The organism is Halomonas sp., from assembly GCF_029263665.1.
Taxonomy (GTDB): domain Bacteria; phylum Pseudomonadota; class Gammaproteobacteria; order Pseudomonadales; family Halomonadaceae; genus Halomonas.
On sequence record NZ_JAJUFQ010000002.1, the window covers coordinates 56,751 to 72,148 of the forward strand.

A 15,398-nucleotide genomic window follows, 5' to 3' on the forward strand; every position below is an offset into this window, starting at 1 on the left:
AGTGCATGTTATGCATTGGTTAAGCGCAAAGCGTGCCAACAACACAATAACTCCACCATTTTCAGTTAATTACCACTCAGCATCGCCATGGCTTCAGATGCAGAAGTGGAAAGTCTCAAATGGCGCGCACCAAGATAGTGCTTTGCATAAACGAACATGCTCCACGAAGGGGCAATTCTTTCGGCAGCGCAGCATACCCGTCATCCAATGAGCCCTTTCGGTGAAGAGCACGCCAGGTGCGTAGGCATGTCGGAGCACGGCATTACGCAATGCAGCACTCGAGTTAATACGAAAACATGCGTGGGGGTCTGGGGTTGCGTATCCTGTACGACAACAGCTGTTTACATTGAGGAGAAGTATCATGGTCACCCACGAGCGCATCAGCCGCTTGGCACAACAAATTGGAGAGCGTCTGCAGGGTGCGTCTCAGGCCCCGGAAGACATCCAGAAGGGTGTACAACAGGTGGTCAAAGGCGCCTTCGACCGCCTTGAACTGGTCTCTCGCGAAGACTTCGATATTCTGATGGATGTGCTGCAACGCACGCGCAGTCGAGTGGAGGCACTGGAGAAGCAGGTCGCCGCGCTTGAGACCTTGATCGAGCAGGGCGCCAACTCAGCATCCACCGATGGCACCAAGGAAAAAAGCACGGCACAAATCGGCGAACAATCATCCTGATATATTAGGAAACGCCTGACATACAGCGCACCAAAATCGCGTCATTATCATCCGGACAGTGATCTGGCGAGGGAACGCCCATGACACTAGCCGTTATCTCGACCCGGGCGGGCCTGGGGCTGGATGCCCCTGAAGTCCAGGTGGAAGTTCACCTGGCCAACGGGCTACCCGGCATGACCTTGGTTGGACTGCCCGAAACAGCAGTGAAGGAAAGCCGGGAAAGAGTACGCAGTGCTCTGACCACCTGCGGCTTCGACTTCCCATTGCGCCGAATCACCCTTAACCTGGCACCCGCGGATCTACCCAAGGAAGGGGGACGTTTTGATTTACCCATCGCCTTGGGTCTACTGGTAGCTTCCGGCCAACTCCCCAATGAAGCGCTAAATGGCCTGGAATGTGTTGGCGAGTTGGCCCTGGATGGTCACCTGCGTCCTGTTACGGGCATTCTTCCTTTTGCACTTGCCACCCGCCGAGCAGGCAAACGCTTGATCGTTCCAGCGGATAACGCAGACGAAGCCGCCCTGGTCGATGGATTGGAGATACTGCCAGCCCGGCACCTGCTGGAGGTCGTGGCACATCTCAATGGCCAGTCCCTCATTCCTTCGCATGTTTTTCACGGTGCAGAAACGCCCCAAGCGGATACACTGGACCTGGCTGATGTCCGCGGCCAGCATCAGGCCCGCCGGGCACTGGAAATAGCTGCAGCAGGAGGCCATAACCTGTTGTTTGCCGGTCCTCCCGGCACTGGCAAGACCCTGCTGGCAAGCCGTTTGCCGGGTATTCTTCCTCCACTGAGCAAGGACGAGGCCCTGGAAGTGGCTGCCGTTCGCTCTGTGACAGGATTGCCCCTGGAACAAGACTGGGGACGACGCCCCTTTCGTGCTCCGCACCATACGGCCAGCGCTGTGGCACTGGTAGGGGGTGGCGGGAAGCCGCGTCCGGGAGAGATTTCCCTGGCGCATTTGGGCGTGCTGTTTCTGGATGAGCTACCGGAATTCAGCCGTCATGTGCTGGAAGTCATGCGCGAGCCGATGGAGTCCGGCGAAATCCATATTGCCCGGGCCAGCCATGAACGTCGCTATCCCGCGCGCTTCCAGCTGGTAGCCGCGATGAATCCCTGTCCTTGTGGGCATCTTGGCGATCCGCGCCAGTCATGTGTCTGCACTGCCGCACAAATCCAGCGTTACCAGTCACGCCTTTCGGCTCCCCTGCTGGACCGTATCGACCTGCAGGTAGAAGTACCCGCCATTCCTGCAGCACAACTGACATCGACACAGCAGGGAGAGTCATCGCACACAGTGCGCCAGCGTGTGCAAGCGGCCCGAGTACGACAACAGGAACGCGGGGGACTCAACGCTCAACTCTCCGGCCGAGCCCTTGATGATGCCTGTGGCCTGAAAGCCGAAGATCGTGCATGGCTGGCTGAAAGCCTGGAACGCCTGAAGCTCTCGGCCCGTGCCTACCATCGGATATTGCGTGTTGCCCTGACCCTGGCCGACCTTTCCGAGCTCAAGTATCCCGGCCGAGAACAACTGATCGAAGCCATCGGTTATCGCCAGCTGGATCGGATGTTGAAGCGCGGATGAGGCTGCTGAAAAAGTCAGGAAGATGCTACTTCATACAGTTCGATGGGCGTACCATCCGGGTCACAGAAGAAGGTGAAGCGTGCGCCCGTATATTCGTCAATGCGGATGGGCTCAAGCGTGGCACCACGCTGTTCGAGCTGCGCCACACAGGTATCAATATCCGTGGTAGCCAGGGCCAGATGGCGCAGGCCACAAGCCTCCGGATAGCTGGGCCTGGGCGGAGGCGAAGGAAAAGAGAACAACTCCAGCTGAATGCCACCAGGCAGCATGAGATCAAGCTTGTAGCTATCGCGCTCTTGGCGATAGACCTCGTTCAATACCTGGGCACCGAGCACATCGATATAAAAGCGCCTGGATTTGTCGTAATCGGCAGTGATCAGGGCGACGTGGTGGACACAGCTCAGCGGTAACGTCATGAAATCAGCTATTCCTTGGCAAAAAGACTTTTCGCATACTCGCGAGAGCCAGAGCCAGCATGACACCCGCCCCCGCTCCTAGCGCATTGGCCAGAATATCTCCAGGGTCACCTCCCAGGCGACCAGGCACAAGCATCTGAGCCAGCTCGATCAATACGCCATAGCCACAGGCAAGCCACCAGGCATGCCAATAGCGACGTATAGCGCACCAGACCAGAAATGCCAGAGCCGCATAGCCAATGAAGTGATTGGCCTTGTCCCAGGGCATTTGTTCCGGCAGGTCATCGCCTGGCATCAGGCTACCCCAACCGATCAGCACTGCCGCAAGCAGTGCCAGCAGCACCCAGGCAACCCGATTACGACGCAATATCTCCATATCACACATCGCCTGCGCTTCAGCCGACGGCTATCTGCCGATGATAGTTCGGGCTCAGCTCATGTAATGCGTCCATGAAAGCCTGGACATTGTCTGGATCGGTGAACTGGTTGATACCATGCCCCAGGTTGAATACATGACCAGGGCCGTGTCCGAAGCTGTCGAGAATACGTCCGACTTCGGCACGAATAGCGGCTGGGCTGGCAAACAGCACATTAGGATCCATGTTGCCCTGCAACGCGACCTTGTGACCGACCCTCGCGCGAGCGCTGGACAGTTCTGTGCTCCAGTCCAGACCAAGGCAGGTGGCACCGGTCCGCGCCATATCCTCCAGCCATTGCCCACCATTCTTGGTGAACATGATCACGGGCACCTGGCGCCCATCGTGTTCCTTGATCAAACCGGCGATGATCTGCTCCATGTAGCTCAAGGAAAACTCGTGATAGGCCGGAGTGGAGAGCGCGCCACCCCAGGTATCAAATATCTGAACTGCCTGGGCCCCTGCACGAATCTGGGCATTGAGATATTCGGTGACCGCCTGGGCAAGAACATTAAGCAGTTGGTGCATGGCATCCGGGGTGCTGTAGAGCATGGACTTGACGTGCCTGAAATCCTTGCTTGAACCACCCTCGACCATATAAGTCGCCAGTGTCCAGGGGCTGCCAGAAAAGCCAATCAGTGGGACTCGTCCATTCAGCTCACGACGGATGGTGGCAACCGCGCGCATGACATAATCGAGATCGCGTGCCATATCCGGTATTGCCAGAGTCGCCACATCTTCGGGGGTACGTACCGGTTTATGGAACTTTGGCCCTTCCCCCGCTTCGAAGTACAGTCCGAGCCCCATGGCATCGGGAATGGTCAGAATGTCCGAGAACAGGATCGCGGCATCCAGTGGATAACGTTCCAGTGGCTGCAGGGTGACTTCACAGGCTCGCGCCGTATCACGACACAGATCCATGAAGCTGCCGGCTTGACCGCGTACTTCACGGTACTCAGGCAGATAACGGCCGGCCTGGCGCATCATCCACACCGGAGTACGGTCTACCGGCTGGCGCGCCAGAGCGCGCAGAAAGCGATCGTTCTTGAGTTCCATGCTGACGTCATCCGCGGACAAGAATGTTGCTCGATTGTACCTTATGAACAACCATCATGATGACGATTCGTGAGGGTTACGTCTTATCCTGATAGAATGATCGCCCACCCGCCGGCTTAGCCGTGGTCTAGATTTCGAGGTACCCCGTGACGATTCGCTTCATCGCCGCCTCTCGCCTGCCCACTCCCTGGGCCACTTTCACCATGCATGGTTTCGAAGACGAAGCCACAGGCAAGGATCACGTTGCCCTGACCCTCGGCAAGCTGGATGACGGCCAGCCGGTGCTTGGTCGGGTGCATTCCGAGTGTCTGACGGGAGATGCGTTGTTCTCCATGCGCTGTGACTGTGGCTATCAACTCCAGGAAGCCATGAAACGTATTGCGGACGAGGGACGTGGCGTCATTCTCTATCTGCGCCAGGAAGGTCGTGGTATTGGCTTGCTGAACAAGATCCGGGCCTATCATCTGCAGGATCAGGGTGCAGATACCGTTGAAGCCAACGAGCGCCTTGGCTTCGCTGCCGACTTGCGTCGTTACGACCTGTGTATACCGATGCTTGAGCATCTTGGCATCAGTGGGCTACGCCTGATGACCAATAATCCGCGTAAGGTAGATGCCCTGACCCAAGCCGGCGTGGACGTGGTTGAACGTGTTGCACTGACAACTGGCCTCAATCCACACAACGAACATTACCTTTCCACCAAGGCAGGTAAGCTTGGCCATATGATGGCTCTGGATGATTTCCAGCTGGCGGATGATGTGGATATCGAACGCAAGCCCTGATAGCGACTCTCAAGACCCCGATAGCTATCTTCTCCCCTGATAGCTATCCCTTAATCCTTGATAAAATCATGCTCGGCAGGTGGCCAGTCTTATTCCTTTGCACTGGCCCCTTTCTTTGCACGACCTCTTCGTAAAGAGTTATCACAGAAAGTAGCCAATCAGTAAAAAACGCCGCCAGGAGCCAATCCTGGCGGCGTTTTTACTGGTGAAATTTGAATAGACATATTTAATCGACTTGATTAAAATAGATAGTTAGTTAACTAATAAAAAGAGCCGCATAATGGCCTCCATCAGCCCACTCCTCTGATTGGAGAATCAAACATGAAAACCAAGATTGCACTTTCCGCCCTGCTTATCGCTGCTCTGCCCCTGGTGGCCCAAGCCGATCCAGCCACAGAACGTGCTCTGTCCCTGAGCCAGAGCCAGCCCAGCGCGGTACAGTCCACTGTTCAAGGCAATGTCGAGCCAACTCATCTTTCCGGCAGTGCCGCCATGATCAAGGCTCGTCAGAAACTGATCGAAGAGCAGAACTACGCCACCGAGTTCACTGTCGGTGAACTGAGCCTGGCACGCGAAGCCACAAACAGCTGATTGGTTACTTCTGTCTAAGAAGTCCTTTCCGTACGGGGAGTTCCCATGTTTATGGGACTCCCCGATATGTCAGGACTTGTGTCTCAGACGTAAATCAAACAGATCCTTGCGACGATCCTTGAGATTGGTCACAGACCCTTCATTACGAACCACCATCAAGCGTGACAGATCAAGATCCGAGAACATGATCATCTCGGTATTCGGCGTTGTCTCGGCCATCACCGCATCATGCGGGAAGGCGAAATCCGACGGTGAGAAAACCGATGACTGGGCATACTGAATATCCAGGTTCTCGATGGACGGTACATTGCCCACACTGCCACACAAGACCACATAGCATTCGTTTTCAATCGCCCGTGCCTGGGCACAATGACGCACACGCAAATAGCCATTCTTGGTGTCCGTCCAGAACGGCACGAACAGAATGTCCATGTCCTGATCAGCCAGAAGTCGCCCCAGCTCGGGAAATTCCACGTCATAGCAGATCAGAATGCCAACCCTACCGGCATCTGTGTTGAATACCTGCAGGTTGCTTCCCCCTTCAATAACCCAGTCTCGGCGCTCCTGAGGTGTGACATGCAGCTTGCTCTGGCGCTCCAGCGTGCCATCACGGTGACACAGGTAGGCAACATTATAGAGACGTCCGTCCTCTCCTTCCTCGATCATCGACCCGGCAACGATATTGATATTGTACGCCACCGCCATGCGGGACATTTCCGTCTTGAAATGCTCGGTAAACCCGGCCAGAAAGCGGATTGCTGCCATTTGATCCTGCTGGGCCGCGCGGTCCTGCAGGCCCATCAACGGAGCATTGAACAGTTCCGGGAATACAGCAAAGTCACTTTGATAACCGGACAGTGCATCAACGAAATACTCCACTTGCTGCAGGACGGCATCGACCGAGGCGAACTCGCGCATCTGCCATTGCACCGCACCTACACGCACTTGTGTGGGACGGCTCTCGAGCATCAGTTCAGCCGGCTCATAAAGAATGTTGTTCCACTCCAGCAGAGTGGCGTACCCCTGTGACTTCTGATCTTCAGGCAAATACTTGCGCATCAGGCGCTTGACCTGGAAATCATTGGCCAGCTGGAAGGATAGAATGGGATCATGCAGTTCTCTGCGTGCCACCTTGTCAATGTACTCACGCGGAGACATTTCATCGGCAACGTTGTGATACTCGGGGATACGACCGCCCGCTAGCACCGCCCTGAGATTGAGCTGCCGGCATACCTCCTTGCGTGCCTCATACAGCCGCCGGCCAAGACGATAACCACGGTAAGCGGGGTCAATCAACACATCCATACCGTACATGGCATCGCCATCGGCATCATTCTGAATGGTGTCACGCTGTCCGATGAGGTCATCATAGCGATGCGGGTTGGAAAACTTGTCGTAATTCACCAGTGCCGTCAGGGCAACGCCCACCAGCTTTTCGTCATCCTCTATGACGATCTGTCCATCCGGGAATTCACTGATCAGCTTTTCTATGGTGCGCTGTGGCCATGCGCCACCAATGTCGTGGTAGACCTGATCCATGAGCCGTTTGAGCTGCGGGTAATCTTCTGGTGTCAGGTTACGCAGGTTGAGCTGAAGATTATCAAGGGACATGGCACATATTCCTCCAAAGAATTACCGCAAGACTACCATGCTCATGAATCAGCCCCTTTTCACCCCACCCTGTACTAGCGCAACGGCATAAGCTTCGAGCCATGCCGCGCAGAAAGAGCAAATGGCGGCGACAACCTGTCTGCGGTAAATAAACAAACATCCGGTACCCGCATGACAGGTACCGGATGTTTGTGGCGTAGTTATCGGTCTTCGGCTGCTCAGCTGAGCCGCGCCTTTCCTGCCATACCAGGCTGCCAGAAGGCCCTCAGCAACAACGCGATACTCACCAGAGCTGCCACACCGGCAAAGGCTCCGATCAAGGTGCCGAAAAGGCCTGCCACAAAGAAGGCCAGCATTCCCGATATTCCTGCCGTCGCCGCATAAGGCAACTGGGTGCGCACATGATCGATATGGTCACAGCTGGACCCTGCCGAGGACAGGATGGTGGTGTCGGAGATCGGTGAACAATGGTCGCCGAAGATGCCACCACTGAGCACGGCAGCAATCGCCAGGGCCATCGGCAGATCCATGGCAGCGGCTACTGGCATCGCGATGGGAATCATGATCGCGAAGGTGCCATACGAAGTCCCCGTGGTGAATGCCACCACTGCACCAATCGCGAACAGCAGGACCGGCACCAGACTTGGCGAAATGTTGGCTTGTGCCAGCGTCACCAGGTAATCCGCGGTTCCCAGCTCAGAGGTCACGCTGCCGATGGACCATGCCAGCGCAAGGATAATGTAAACCAGCGTCATGCTCTTGATGCCATCGACAAGGATGTCCATGGCCTCGCGAAATCCAAAGAGACGCTGTTGCATCCCCATACCCAGCCCAACCATCACGGCAAGCATGGTAGCAATCAGGATCGACTGGCCCCCATCGGCATTACCTACAGCAGTGACCAGGTCATTGTTGCCATAGTCGCCCGTCCACAGAAACAGGGGTGGAATCATCACCAGCAATACCGCTATCGGCACCAGCATGTTGCGCTTCTTGGCCGTCTCCTTGGGTGCATCCAGCGCCATGGCTTCAGTATCGGACGGAGGCTTGGCACCATCTTCCATCAGTTTGCCGGTTTCCCGGGCACGGCGTTCCGCATGCGCCATAGGGCCAAAATCCCACTGTGTGACAACAATCAACACAATCATGCCCAGCGCCAGCCAGGCGTAGAAATTCAGCGGAATCGTCGACAGGTAGAGCAGATATTCGGAACCACTGATATCCATCTGCGTCATCTGGGTTCCGATCAACCCCATGACGAACACTACCCAGGTGGATACCGGCCCCAGCAAGCACATGGGAGCTGATGTTGAATCGACGATATAGGCCAGCTTCTCGCGAGACACTTTCATGCGGTCAGAAATCGGCCGCATGACACTGCCTACTGTCAGTGCATTGAAGTAATCCTCGAAGAAGATCAGCATGCCCAACCCCAACGAGGCGCCCTGGGCACCACGGGCGGTGTTGACCTTGCGCGAGATGGCCTGGGCAATGGCATGCGCGCCACCTGTACGCTGCAGGACACTGATCAACACCCCGAACAAGCCACAGTAGATCAATACCGTGGCATTCCATTCGTCACCGATGCTCGGCACGATGAAGTCGGCAAAACTGTTATAGAAGCCAGCAGCAGGATTGTAATCCGCCAGCATGGTGGCACCGAGCCAGACCCCGCAAAACAATGCGGGAATCACATTACGCGTCGCCAATGCCAGCACAATGGCCAGCAACGGTGGCAGCAGGGAAAAGAGTCCGAAGGACATCGGAAGTCTCCAGGGTTCTTGTCGATATTCGCGAATAAAGCAGCCTGAATGCCTGCATTTCGTGACACCTGGCACAGGCCAAGGTGGGGAACAGCGGGGCATCCTAGGTGTTACCGACACAAACGGCAACCTCGATGTCACATCCTTGGAAGCAGGTGTCCAGGAAGAGACTTCCCGGACATGCTTCCTTTATTATCAATCAGGCAGCCGGGTATCGACCTCTATCCCCTTCATGCCTTCTGTGGTGTAGCGCTCTCCACGGACAGCCCCTGGCTGGAACCACTGTGATAATTGAGCGACCTCCTCGCTGCTGAGCACTATCGAAGCCGCTGCGATATTCTCGTTCAGCCGCGCTACACGACGCGTCCCGGGAATCGGCACGATGTCGTCTCCCTGAGCCAGCAGCCAGGCAAGGGCGATCTGGGCCGGAGTGGCATCGCGTTGATGGGCAAACACCTCAAGACGGGCAAGCAGGCGCCGGTTGTCAGCCAGATTGTCTTCGGAAAAGCGAGGGGCATGGCGACGGAAATCATCTTCGGCCAGTTGCTCGCGTGAATGGATAGCACCACTGAGAAAACCTCTTCCCAGTGGAGAGTAGGCCACCAGGGAGACCCCCAGGCGACGGCAGGCCGGCAGAATCTCGGCTTCCACATCCCGCGTCCATAACGAATATTCACTCTGCAGCGCGGCAATCGGATGTACCGTACAGGCTCGTTCCAGAGTCGCTACCGAGACCTCGCACAGCCCCAGGGCTCGTACCTTGCCTTCCTTGACCAGGTCTGCCATGGCACCGACGGTTTCTTCCACCGGCACCAGGGGGTTCAGACGATGCGCGTAATAGAGGTCAATGGTCTCGGTACCGAGACGTTTGAGCGATGCTTCGCAGGCACTGCGCACGTAGGCCGGATCCGACCTGAGCGAACGTTCGTAATGCCCGGGCTTGCGCGCAATCCCGAACTTGGTCGCCACGACGGCCCCTGCTCGACGTGTCCCCAATGCCTTGCCTAGCAGACTTTCGTTGTGGCCGAGACCATAAGTATCCGCGCTGTCGAACAAGCTGATTCCCGCATCCAGAGCCGCATGGATCAACGTAGTGGAAACGTCATCATCGCTCGGCCCATAGAACTCCGACATCCCCATGCAGCCCAGTCCCATGGGAGAAACACGTAGAGAACTGCCCAAGGGGCGAACAGCATCGAGTGGAGAAGAGTGCGTCATGAGTCACCTCTGGTGAGACATTGTTCAAGCTGTGTTTCATAAAGCTGTGTTTCATAAAGCGATGCTCCATAAAACCGAGCTTCATAAAACCGAGTTCCATAAAGCAGGCTTCATCAAACATGGCTCATTGAAGCCATCGATGGATGAAGGAGGTTCCGGCCGGGAACGTCACTCATCCTGCCTGCTGGAGATGGCAAAGAGAATTGCCGATACTTTGATACCCACAGAGCATCAGTCACCCTCATGACTTATCGAATCCATTGCGAACGATTACTCAGTTTCCTTGCGGTCGCAGACACGGGGCATTTCCGTCAGGCGGCAGCCAAGCTGAACCTTTCCCAGCCTCCCTTGACCCGCCGGATTCAGGCACTGGAAGCAGAGCTCGGCATCAAGCTGCTCGAGCGCACCACCCGACGGGTCGCATTGACGCCGGCCGGCGAGCGCCTGGCGGCACGTCTACGTCCCTGCTTCAGTGAAATCGAGGCCGCCTGCAATGAGGCTCGCCAGCAGAGCCATCACGATACGCCTGTCGTCGCACTTGGCATGACATCCGCACTGGACCCCTTGGCTTTCCCTTCTCAGCAGACACTGACCACGATGCTGGACTCTCAGGTGACTGTCATTCGGGAGTCGTCTCGGGAATTACTCGCCAGACTGCTGGACTGGGAAATGGAGCGCCGCCTGCAACTGGCCTTCATTGGGCTGCCGAATGAAGTACCGGAGGGCGTGGTGGTAAGGGTGATAAAGCGAGAACCTCAGTGGGTGGCACTACCCACATCTCACCCACTGGCAAAGGTAGAAAAAGTCGATCTCAAGCTACTGAACGAGACGCCATTGCTCTGGTTTGCACGGCGGGGGAATCCAGCCTACTTCGATCATTGTGACCGGGTATTCCGGCTGGCGGGCTATCATCCGCCTCGCCGGGAAGAGCCCACGGATCATCACCACCTGCTGGCCGCCGTTGCCGCTGGCGAGGGGGCCGCATTGATCCCAGAAAGTTTTCTAGCCACGCGGCGAGAAGGCGTGGTGATGCGGCCCCTTACCGAAGACTGGGCCGCCCTCGACCTGAATGTCGCCCTGGCCTGGCGCAGGGACGACACCAAGGCGCAACACCTGGCCCGACGCCTGCTGGCTCAGTTCGATGGCACAGCAGCCACGTGAAGAGAAGGAACGGTATGGGCGCTGAAGAGGGGTTTCTCAGGCTTGACCACGAGCCTGGCGAATCCGCTGGTAAGCGTTGCCGATCTCCACTGTGCGGGCCTCGGCGACCTCTCGCATGCTCTCCGGTAGACCCCGGCTGGCCAGCTTGTCGGGATGATTCTCGCTCATCAGCTTGCGATAAGCGCGCTTGAGCTCACTATCACTGGCGTCAGGCTCAAGGCCCAGCACTTTGTAGGCGTCATCCAGGGAGCTCTGGCTCTCGGCAGTACCCGCTCCTTGCTGCGTGGCACCTCGCAGCATGGCCTCGATCTGGGCAATCTCTGCCGCAGAACAGCCGAGGCCACGAGCCACACGCATGATCATCTGCTCTTCAGCAGGATGCAGCACTCCATCAGCAGCAATGGCGGACAGCTGAACCTGGAGGAAAACCTGTCGCAGAGCGGTCTGGCTACGAGTCAGGCGCGCCACCCTGGCCAGTTCGCCATCCAGATCAAAATCCGCGGATGTGCCTCGCTCGAATGCCGCACGTGCATCCGCCTTGGCGGCTTCAGGCAAGCGCAGGCGCAAAAACAGCTGCTCTAGCACCTGGCGCTCATTACCGCTGATCTGGCCATCGGCCTGACACAAGGCTCCCATAACGGCAAAAGTGGAATCCAGGAACTGGCGCTGCATCTCCAGCAGCCCTCGGCCCATTTTCAAACCACCGCTGAGTCTTCCACTCAGCCACCAGCCCAGGCCACCACCAATGAGCAGGCCAAAGGGACCGCCCACAAAGAAACCGAGAAGCGCACCTATCAGTATCAGGGTCAAAATGAAATCCTCTTGCGAATCGATGCCTCGATGCCCTCAACATCAAGGCCGCAGTCACGCAGCAGTTCCGCTGGAGAGCCATGCTCGACGAAGGCATCCGGCAAGCCCAGGTTGAGTACCGCCACTTGGACACCCTCAGCAAGCAGCAGTTCGTTGACACCGCTTCCTGCACCGCCAGCGACCACATTTTCTTCCAACGTGACGAGCAACTCATGCTCCCGTGCTGCATCCAGCACAGCCTGGCGGTCCAGCGGTTTCACACTACGCATATTGATGTGCGTGGCACCCAAACGCTCGGCCACCTCGGCAGCCGGGGTGTTGAGGCTACCAAAGGCCAACAGCGCTACCTTGCTGCCCTGACGCCTCTGCTCGGCGACTCCGATCGGCATGGGTTCAAGCCCTTCGGGAATTTCCACTCCAGGGCCGGTGCCTCTCGGATAGCGTACAGCCGCAGGCCCGGGATGCTGATAAGCAGCACTCAGCATGGCACGACACTCGGCTTCATCTGCCGGGGCCAGTACGATCATGTCGGGAACGCAGCGCAGGTAGCTCAGGTCCAGCGAACCGTGGTGGGTGGGGCCGTCTTCGCCCACCAACCCCGCACGGTCGATGGCGAAGGTCACGTCCAGATTCTGCACCGCCACATCGTGAATCAGCTGGTCATAACCACGCTGGAGAAAAGTGGAATAAATCGCCACCACAGGCTTCATGCCTTCACAGGCCATGCCTGCCGCCAAGGTCACAGCATGCTGCTCGGCGATAGCGACATCGTAGTAACGATCGGCATATTCCTTGGAAAAGCGCACCAGATCAGAGCCTTCGCGCATGGCAGGTGTGACGCCAATCAGGCGCGGATCGCCCGCTGCCATGTCACAGATCCAATCACCGAAGACACTGCAATACTTCTTTTTCTTGGGTTTGCCCTGATCAGCCCGCTTGGCGTCATCACCTTTGCCCGCCTCGTCGGGACGTTCCAGTTTGGTGATGGCGTGATAACCGATGGGATCGGACTCTGCGGGCAGAAAACCGCGCCCTTTACGCGTCTTCACGTGCAAGAACTGCGGGCCTTCCAGGTCGCGCATACTACGCAGTGCCAGAGTCAGGGCCTCAAGATCATGGCCGTCGATGGGACCGACATAATTGAAGCCCATCTCCTCGAACAGGGTCGCGGGGCTGACCATGCCCTTCATGTGCCCTTCGGTGCGCCGAGCCAGTTCCAGCGCACCCGGCAAGTGCGACAACACCTTCTTGCTGTTCTCGCGCATGCTCAAATACGGCTTGCTGACCAGGATACGCGCCAGATAGCTGGCCATGCCGCCAACATTCTCCGAGATCGACATCTCATTGTCATTGAGCACCACCAGTAGATTGGCATCCAGATGCCCTGCATGGGCCAAGGCTTCGAAGGCCATCCCTGCGGTCAGCGCACCATCACCGATGATCGCGCAGACACGTCGCTTTTCGCCGCTGGCACGCGATGCCAGGGCCATGCCCAGTGCCGCCGAGATCGATGTGCTGGAATGGCCGACACCAAAGGTGTCATATTCGGATTCCGCGCGGCGCGGGAAAGCTGCCAGGCCACCATAGCGGCGAATACCGGTCATGGCCTCGCGCCGGCCGGTAAGAATCTTGTGCGGATACGCTTGATGTCCGACATCCCACACCAGGCGATCATGAGGAGTGGCGAAGGCATGGTGCAGTGCCACGGTCAATTCGACCACGCCTAGTCCGGCCCCGAAGTGGCCTCCAGACACACCCACACTGTAGAGAAGATAGGCACGCAGCTCATCGGCAACAGCACGCAACTGTTCCTGGGACATGGCCCGTAGCGCATCTGGAGTATCCAGAGTGTCGAGCAACGGGGTGGTCGGCCGTTTGGTCGGAATAGTGTCAAACAACTTCATGGTAGCCCTGTGATCCTTAATGGTCGCGCTCGATCATGTAACGAGCAAGCCCGGCCAGTGTCTGGGCGCTATCCCCCAAAGGGGCGAGCGCTTGCAGCGCTTCATCGATCAACGCATTGGCCTTGGCCTTGGCGCCATCGAGCCCGAGCAGGGCGGGATAGGTGGGTTTATCACGTGCTGCGTCAGCCCCAGACATCTTGCCCAGGGTCTGGGTATCGCCAGTCACATCAAGGACATCATCGTGAACCTGGAAGGCCAAGCCTATCGCCGCCGCATAGGCATCCAAGGCAGCAAGACGCGGGTCATTTTCATCCACCGCGACCAACCCGCCCAGACGCACTGCAGCACGAATCAATGCCCCTGTCTTGTGACGGTGCATGGTTTCCAGGGATTGCAGGTCCGGAAAACTCCCCACTGCCGCCAGGTCCAGTGCCTGACCGGCAGCCATGCCATCACGGCCAGTGGCTTGAGCCAACGTGCCAACCAGCGATGCCAGTCGTGTCGAAGACGATGTCGCCAGCACTTCGAAGGCCAGCGTCTGCAAGGCGTCGCCCGCCAGAATAGCGGTTGCTTCATCGAAGGCACGATGCACCGTCGGCTGACCTCGTCGGAGGTCGTCGTCATCCATCGCCGGCAGGTCATCATGGACCAGAGAGTAGGCATGGATCAGCTCTATGGCAGCTGCCGGGGCATCAAGCTCTGACTCTTTTGCGCCCAGGGCACGGCCAGCGGTGTATACCAATATCGGGCGCAGGCGCTTGCCACCGACCAGCAGCCCATGGCGCATGGCATCATCCAGGCGCACATCAACTGGCTGCCGTTGAGAGAACAGAGCCTCAAGGTAACGATCTACCCGGGCACGGTCCTCCGCCAGCCGGGTAGTCAGTACATCAGCCTTCACCATCGTTCTCCACCGGGTTTTCCTCACCGGTGCTGAAAGGCGTCAACTGCATGCCGCCATCCTGGCTTTCGGTCAGGCTGCGAACCTTGAGTTCTGCTGCGCTCAGGCGCCGCTGAGCATCGCGAGCCAGAACCACACCTCGCTCAAAGGCCTCGAGAGAAGCTTCCAAGGACAGCTCTCCAGATTCCAGTTGCTCGACCAGCGTCTCGAGTCGCTCCATGGAAGCAGCGAAATCTTGAGGCTCTTCATCGTGAGGCCGAGGCTCCGCACCGGCATCCTGTTGTCGAGTGTCCTGCTTGGCCATATTCAGGGTTCACGGGTTGTCTAAAAGGGTGTGCACAAAAGCGCGCTATCAAAGAGCAATAGTATACACGTCCACCTTATGGATGCCTCTGCCCAGTTGTATTGGCAATGCAAGTTCAGCCAGCACAGACTTGCAGCGCTTTCATATTGTGCTGCATGCATTTTCAACGTCAAAAGACGTGCATGTGGTAATCTGTGTGCCCT

The 15,398-nt window shown here is 57.4% G+C and carries 16 protein-coding genes; 5 read left to right on the forward strand and 11 right to left on the reverse strand.

Annotated elements, in window-relative coordinates:
• The first annotated feature begins 361 nt into the window (after positions 1–361).
• Entirely contained in the window at positions 362–676 is a 315-nt protein-coding gene (locus Q1K07_RS02045) for an accessory factor UbiK family protein (RefSeq protein ID WP_300307059.1), read from the forward strand.
• An 80-nt stretch (positions 677–756) separates the two neighbouring features.
• On the forward strand, positions 757–2,262 hold the full coding sequence (locus Q1K07_RS02050; protein ID WP_300307062.1) for a YifB family Mg chelatase-like AAA ATPase: 1,506 nt from the start codon (positions 757–759) through the stop codon (positions 2,260–2,262).
• A 14-nt stretch (positions 2,263–2,276) separates the two neighbouring features.
• On the opposite strand, the gene Q1K07_RS02055 is transcribed toward Q1K07_RS02050, so the two are convergent.
• The 3 genes from Q1K07_RS02055 to hemE are packed head-to-tail and all read right to left on the reverse strand — an operon-like array spanning position 2,277 to position 4,150.
• Positions 2,277–2,678: a VOC family protein gene (locus tag Q1K07_RS02055; RefSeq protein WP_300307065.1), complete on the reverse strand. Its 402-nt coding sequence runs from the start codon at positions 2,676–2,678 to the stop codon at positions 2,277–2,279.
• A 4-nt stretch (positions 2,679–2,682) separates the two neighbouring features.
• The gene (locus tag Q1K07_RS02060; protein ID WP_300307068.1) at positions 2,683–3,054 is read right to left on the reverse strand and encodes a VanZ family protein; all 372 of its coding nucleotides are present in this window, start codon (positions 3,052–3,054) and stop codon (positions 2,683–2,685) included.
• Positions 3,055–3,073: 19 nt separating this feature from the next.
• Positions 3,074–4,150 carry a uroporphyrinogen decarboxylase gene (gene hemE / locus Q1K07_RS02065; protein ID WP_300307071.1) on the reverse strand — a complete coding sequence of 359 codons (1,077 nt, stop codon included), beginning with the start codon at positions 4,148–4,150 and terminating at the stop codon, positions 3,074–3,076.
• Positions 4,151–4,296: 146 nt separating this feature from the next.
• On the opposite strand from hemE, the gene ribA reads away from it, so the two are divergent.
• Positions 4,297–4,932, forward strand: coding sequence for a GTP cyclohydrolase II (ribA, locus tag Q1K07_RS02070; RefSeq protein WP_300307074.1), 636 nt, complete (start codon positions 4,297–4,299; stop codon positions 4,930–4,932).
• Positions 4,933–5,253: 321 nt separating this feature from the next.
• Positions 5,254–5,523 carry a hypothetical protein gene (locus tag Q1K07_RS02075; RefSeq protein ID WP_300307077.1) on the forward strand — a complete coding sequence of 90 codons (270 nt, stop codon included), beginning with the start codon at positions 5,254–5,256 and terminating at the stop codon, positions 5,521–5,523.
• Between the two features lie 69 nt (positions 5,524–5,592).
• Here Q1K07_RS02075 and Q1K07_RS02080 read toward each other — a convergent pair whose 3' ends face one another.
• From Q1K07_RS02080 to Q1K07_RS21240, 4 genes are all read right to left on the reverse strand, one after another.
• A complete protein-coding gene (locus Q1K07_RS02080) occupies positions 5,593–7,134 on the reverse strand; it encodes a bifunctional GNAT family N-acetyltransferase/carbon-nitrogen hydrolase family protein (RefSeq protein ID WP_300307080.1) in 1,542 nt (513 codons plus the stop codon).
• A gap of 218 nt (positions 7,135–7,352) precedes the next feature.
• Positions 7,353–8,897 (reverse strand): Na+/H+ antiporter NhaC family protein, encoded by a 1,545-nt coding sequence (locus tag Q1K07_RS02085; RefSeq protein WP_300307083.1) that lies wholly within the window; start codon positions 8,895–8,897, stop codon positions 7,353–7,355.
• A 195-nt stretch (positions 8,898–9,092) separates the two neighbouring features.
• Positions 9,093–10,115 carry an aldo/keto reductase gene (locus tag Q1K07_RS02090; RefSeq protein ID WP_300307086.1) on the reverse strand — a complete coding sequence of 341 codons (1,023 nt, stop codon included), beginning with the start codon at positions 10,113–10,115 and terminating at the stop codon, positions 9,093–9,095.
• Entirely contained in the window at positions 10,112–10,222 is a 111-nt protein-coding gene (locus Q1K07_RS21240; RefSeq protein WP_366945020.1) for a pentapeptide repeat-containing protein, read from the reverse strand. The genes Q1K07_RS02090 and Q1K07_RS21240 overlap by 4 nt, the downstream gene beginning before the upstream one ends.
• 136 nt (positions 10,223–10,358) lie before the next feature.
• Here Q1K07_RS21240 and Q1K07_RS02095 point away from each other — a divergent pair, with 136 nt between their 5' ends.
• Entirely contained in the window at positions 10,359–11,276 is a 918-nt protein-coding gene (locus tag Q1K07_RS02095; RefSeq protein ID WP_300307089.1) for a LysR family transcriptional regulator, read from the forward strand.
• Positions 11,277–11,312: 36 nt separating this feature from the next.
• Here Q1K07_RS02095 and djlA read toward each other — a convergent pair whose 3' ends face one another.
• Genes djlA through Q1K07_RS02115 form a run of 4 tightly spaced genes read right to left on the reverse strand, consistent with a single transcriptional unit; the run spans position 11,313 to position 15,195 of the window.
• Positions 11,313–12,089, reverse strand: coding sequence for a co-chaperone DjlA (djlA, locus tag Q1K07_RS02100; protein ID WP_300307811.1), 777 nt, complete (start codon positions 12,087–12,089; stop codon positions 11,313–11,315).
• Positions 12,083–13,990, reverse strand: a complete 1,908-nt coding sequence (dxs, locus tag Q1K07_RS02105) for a 1-deoxy-D-xylulose-5-phosphate synthase (protein WP_300307091.1) — start codon at positions 13,988–13,990, stop codon at positions 12,083–12,085. The genes djlA and dxs overlap by 7 nt, the downstream gene beginning before the upstream one ends.
• Positions 13,991–14,006: 16 nt before the next feature.
• Positions 14,007–14,894, reverse strand: coding sequence for a (2E,6E)-farnesyl diphosphate synthase (ispA, locus tag Q1K07_RS02110; RefSeq protein ID WP_300307094.1), 888 nt, complete (start codon positions 14,892–14,894; stop codon positions 14,007–14,009).
• The gene (locus Q1K07_RS02115; RefSeq protein WP_300307097.1) at positions 14,881–15,195 is read right to left on the reverse strand and encodes an exodeoxyribonuclease VII small subunit; all 315 of its coding nucleotides are present in this window, start codon (positions 15,193–15,195) and stop codon (positions 14,881–14,883) included. The genes ispA and Q1K07_RS02115 overlap by 14 nt, the downstream gene beginning before the upstream one ends.
• Positions 15,196–15,398 lie beyond the last annotated feature (203 nt).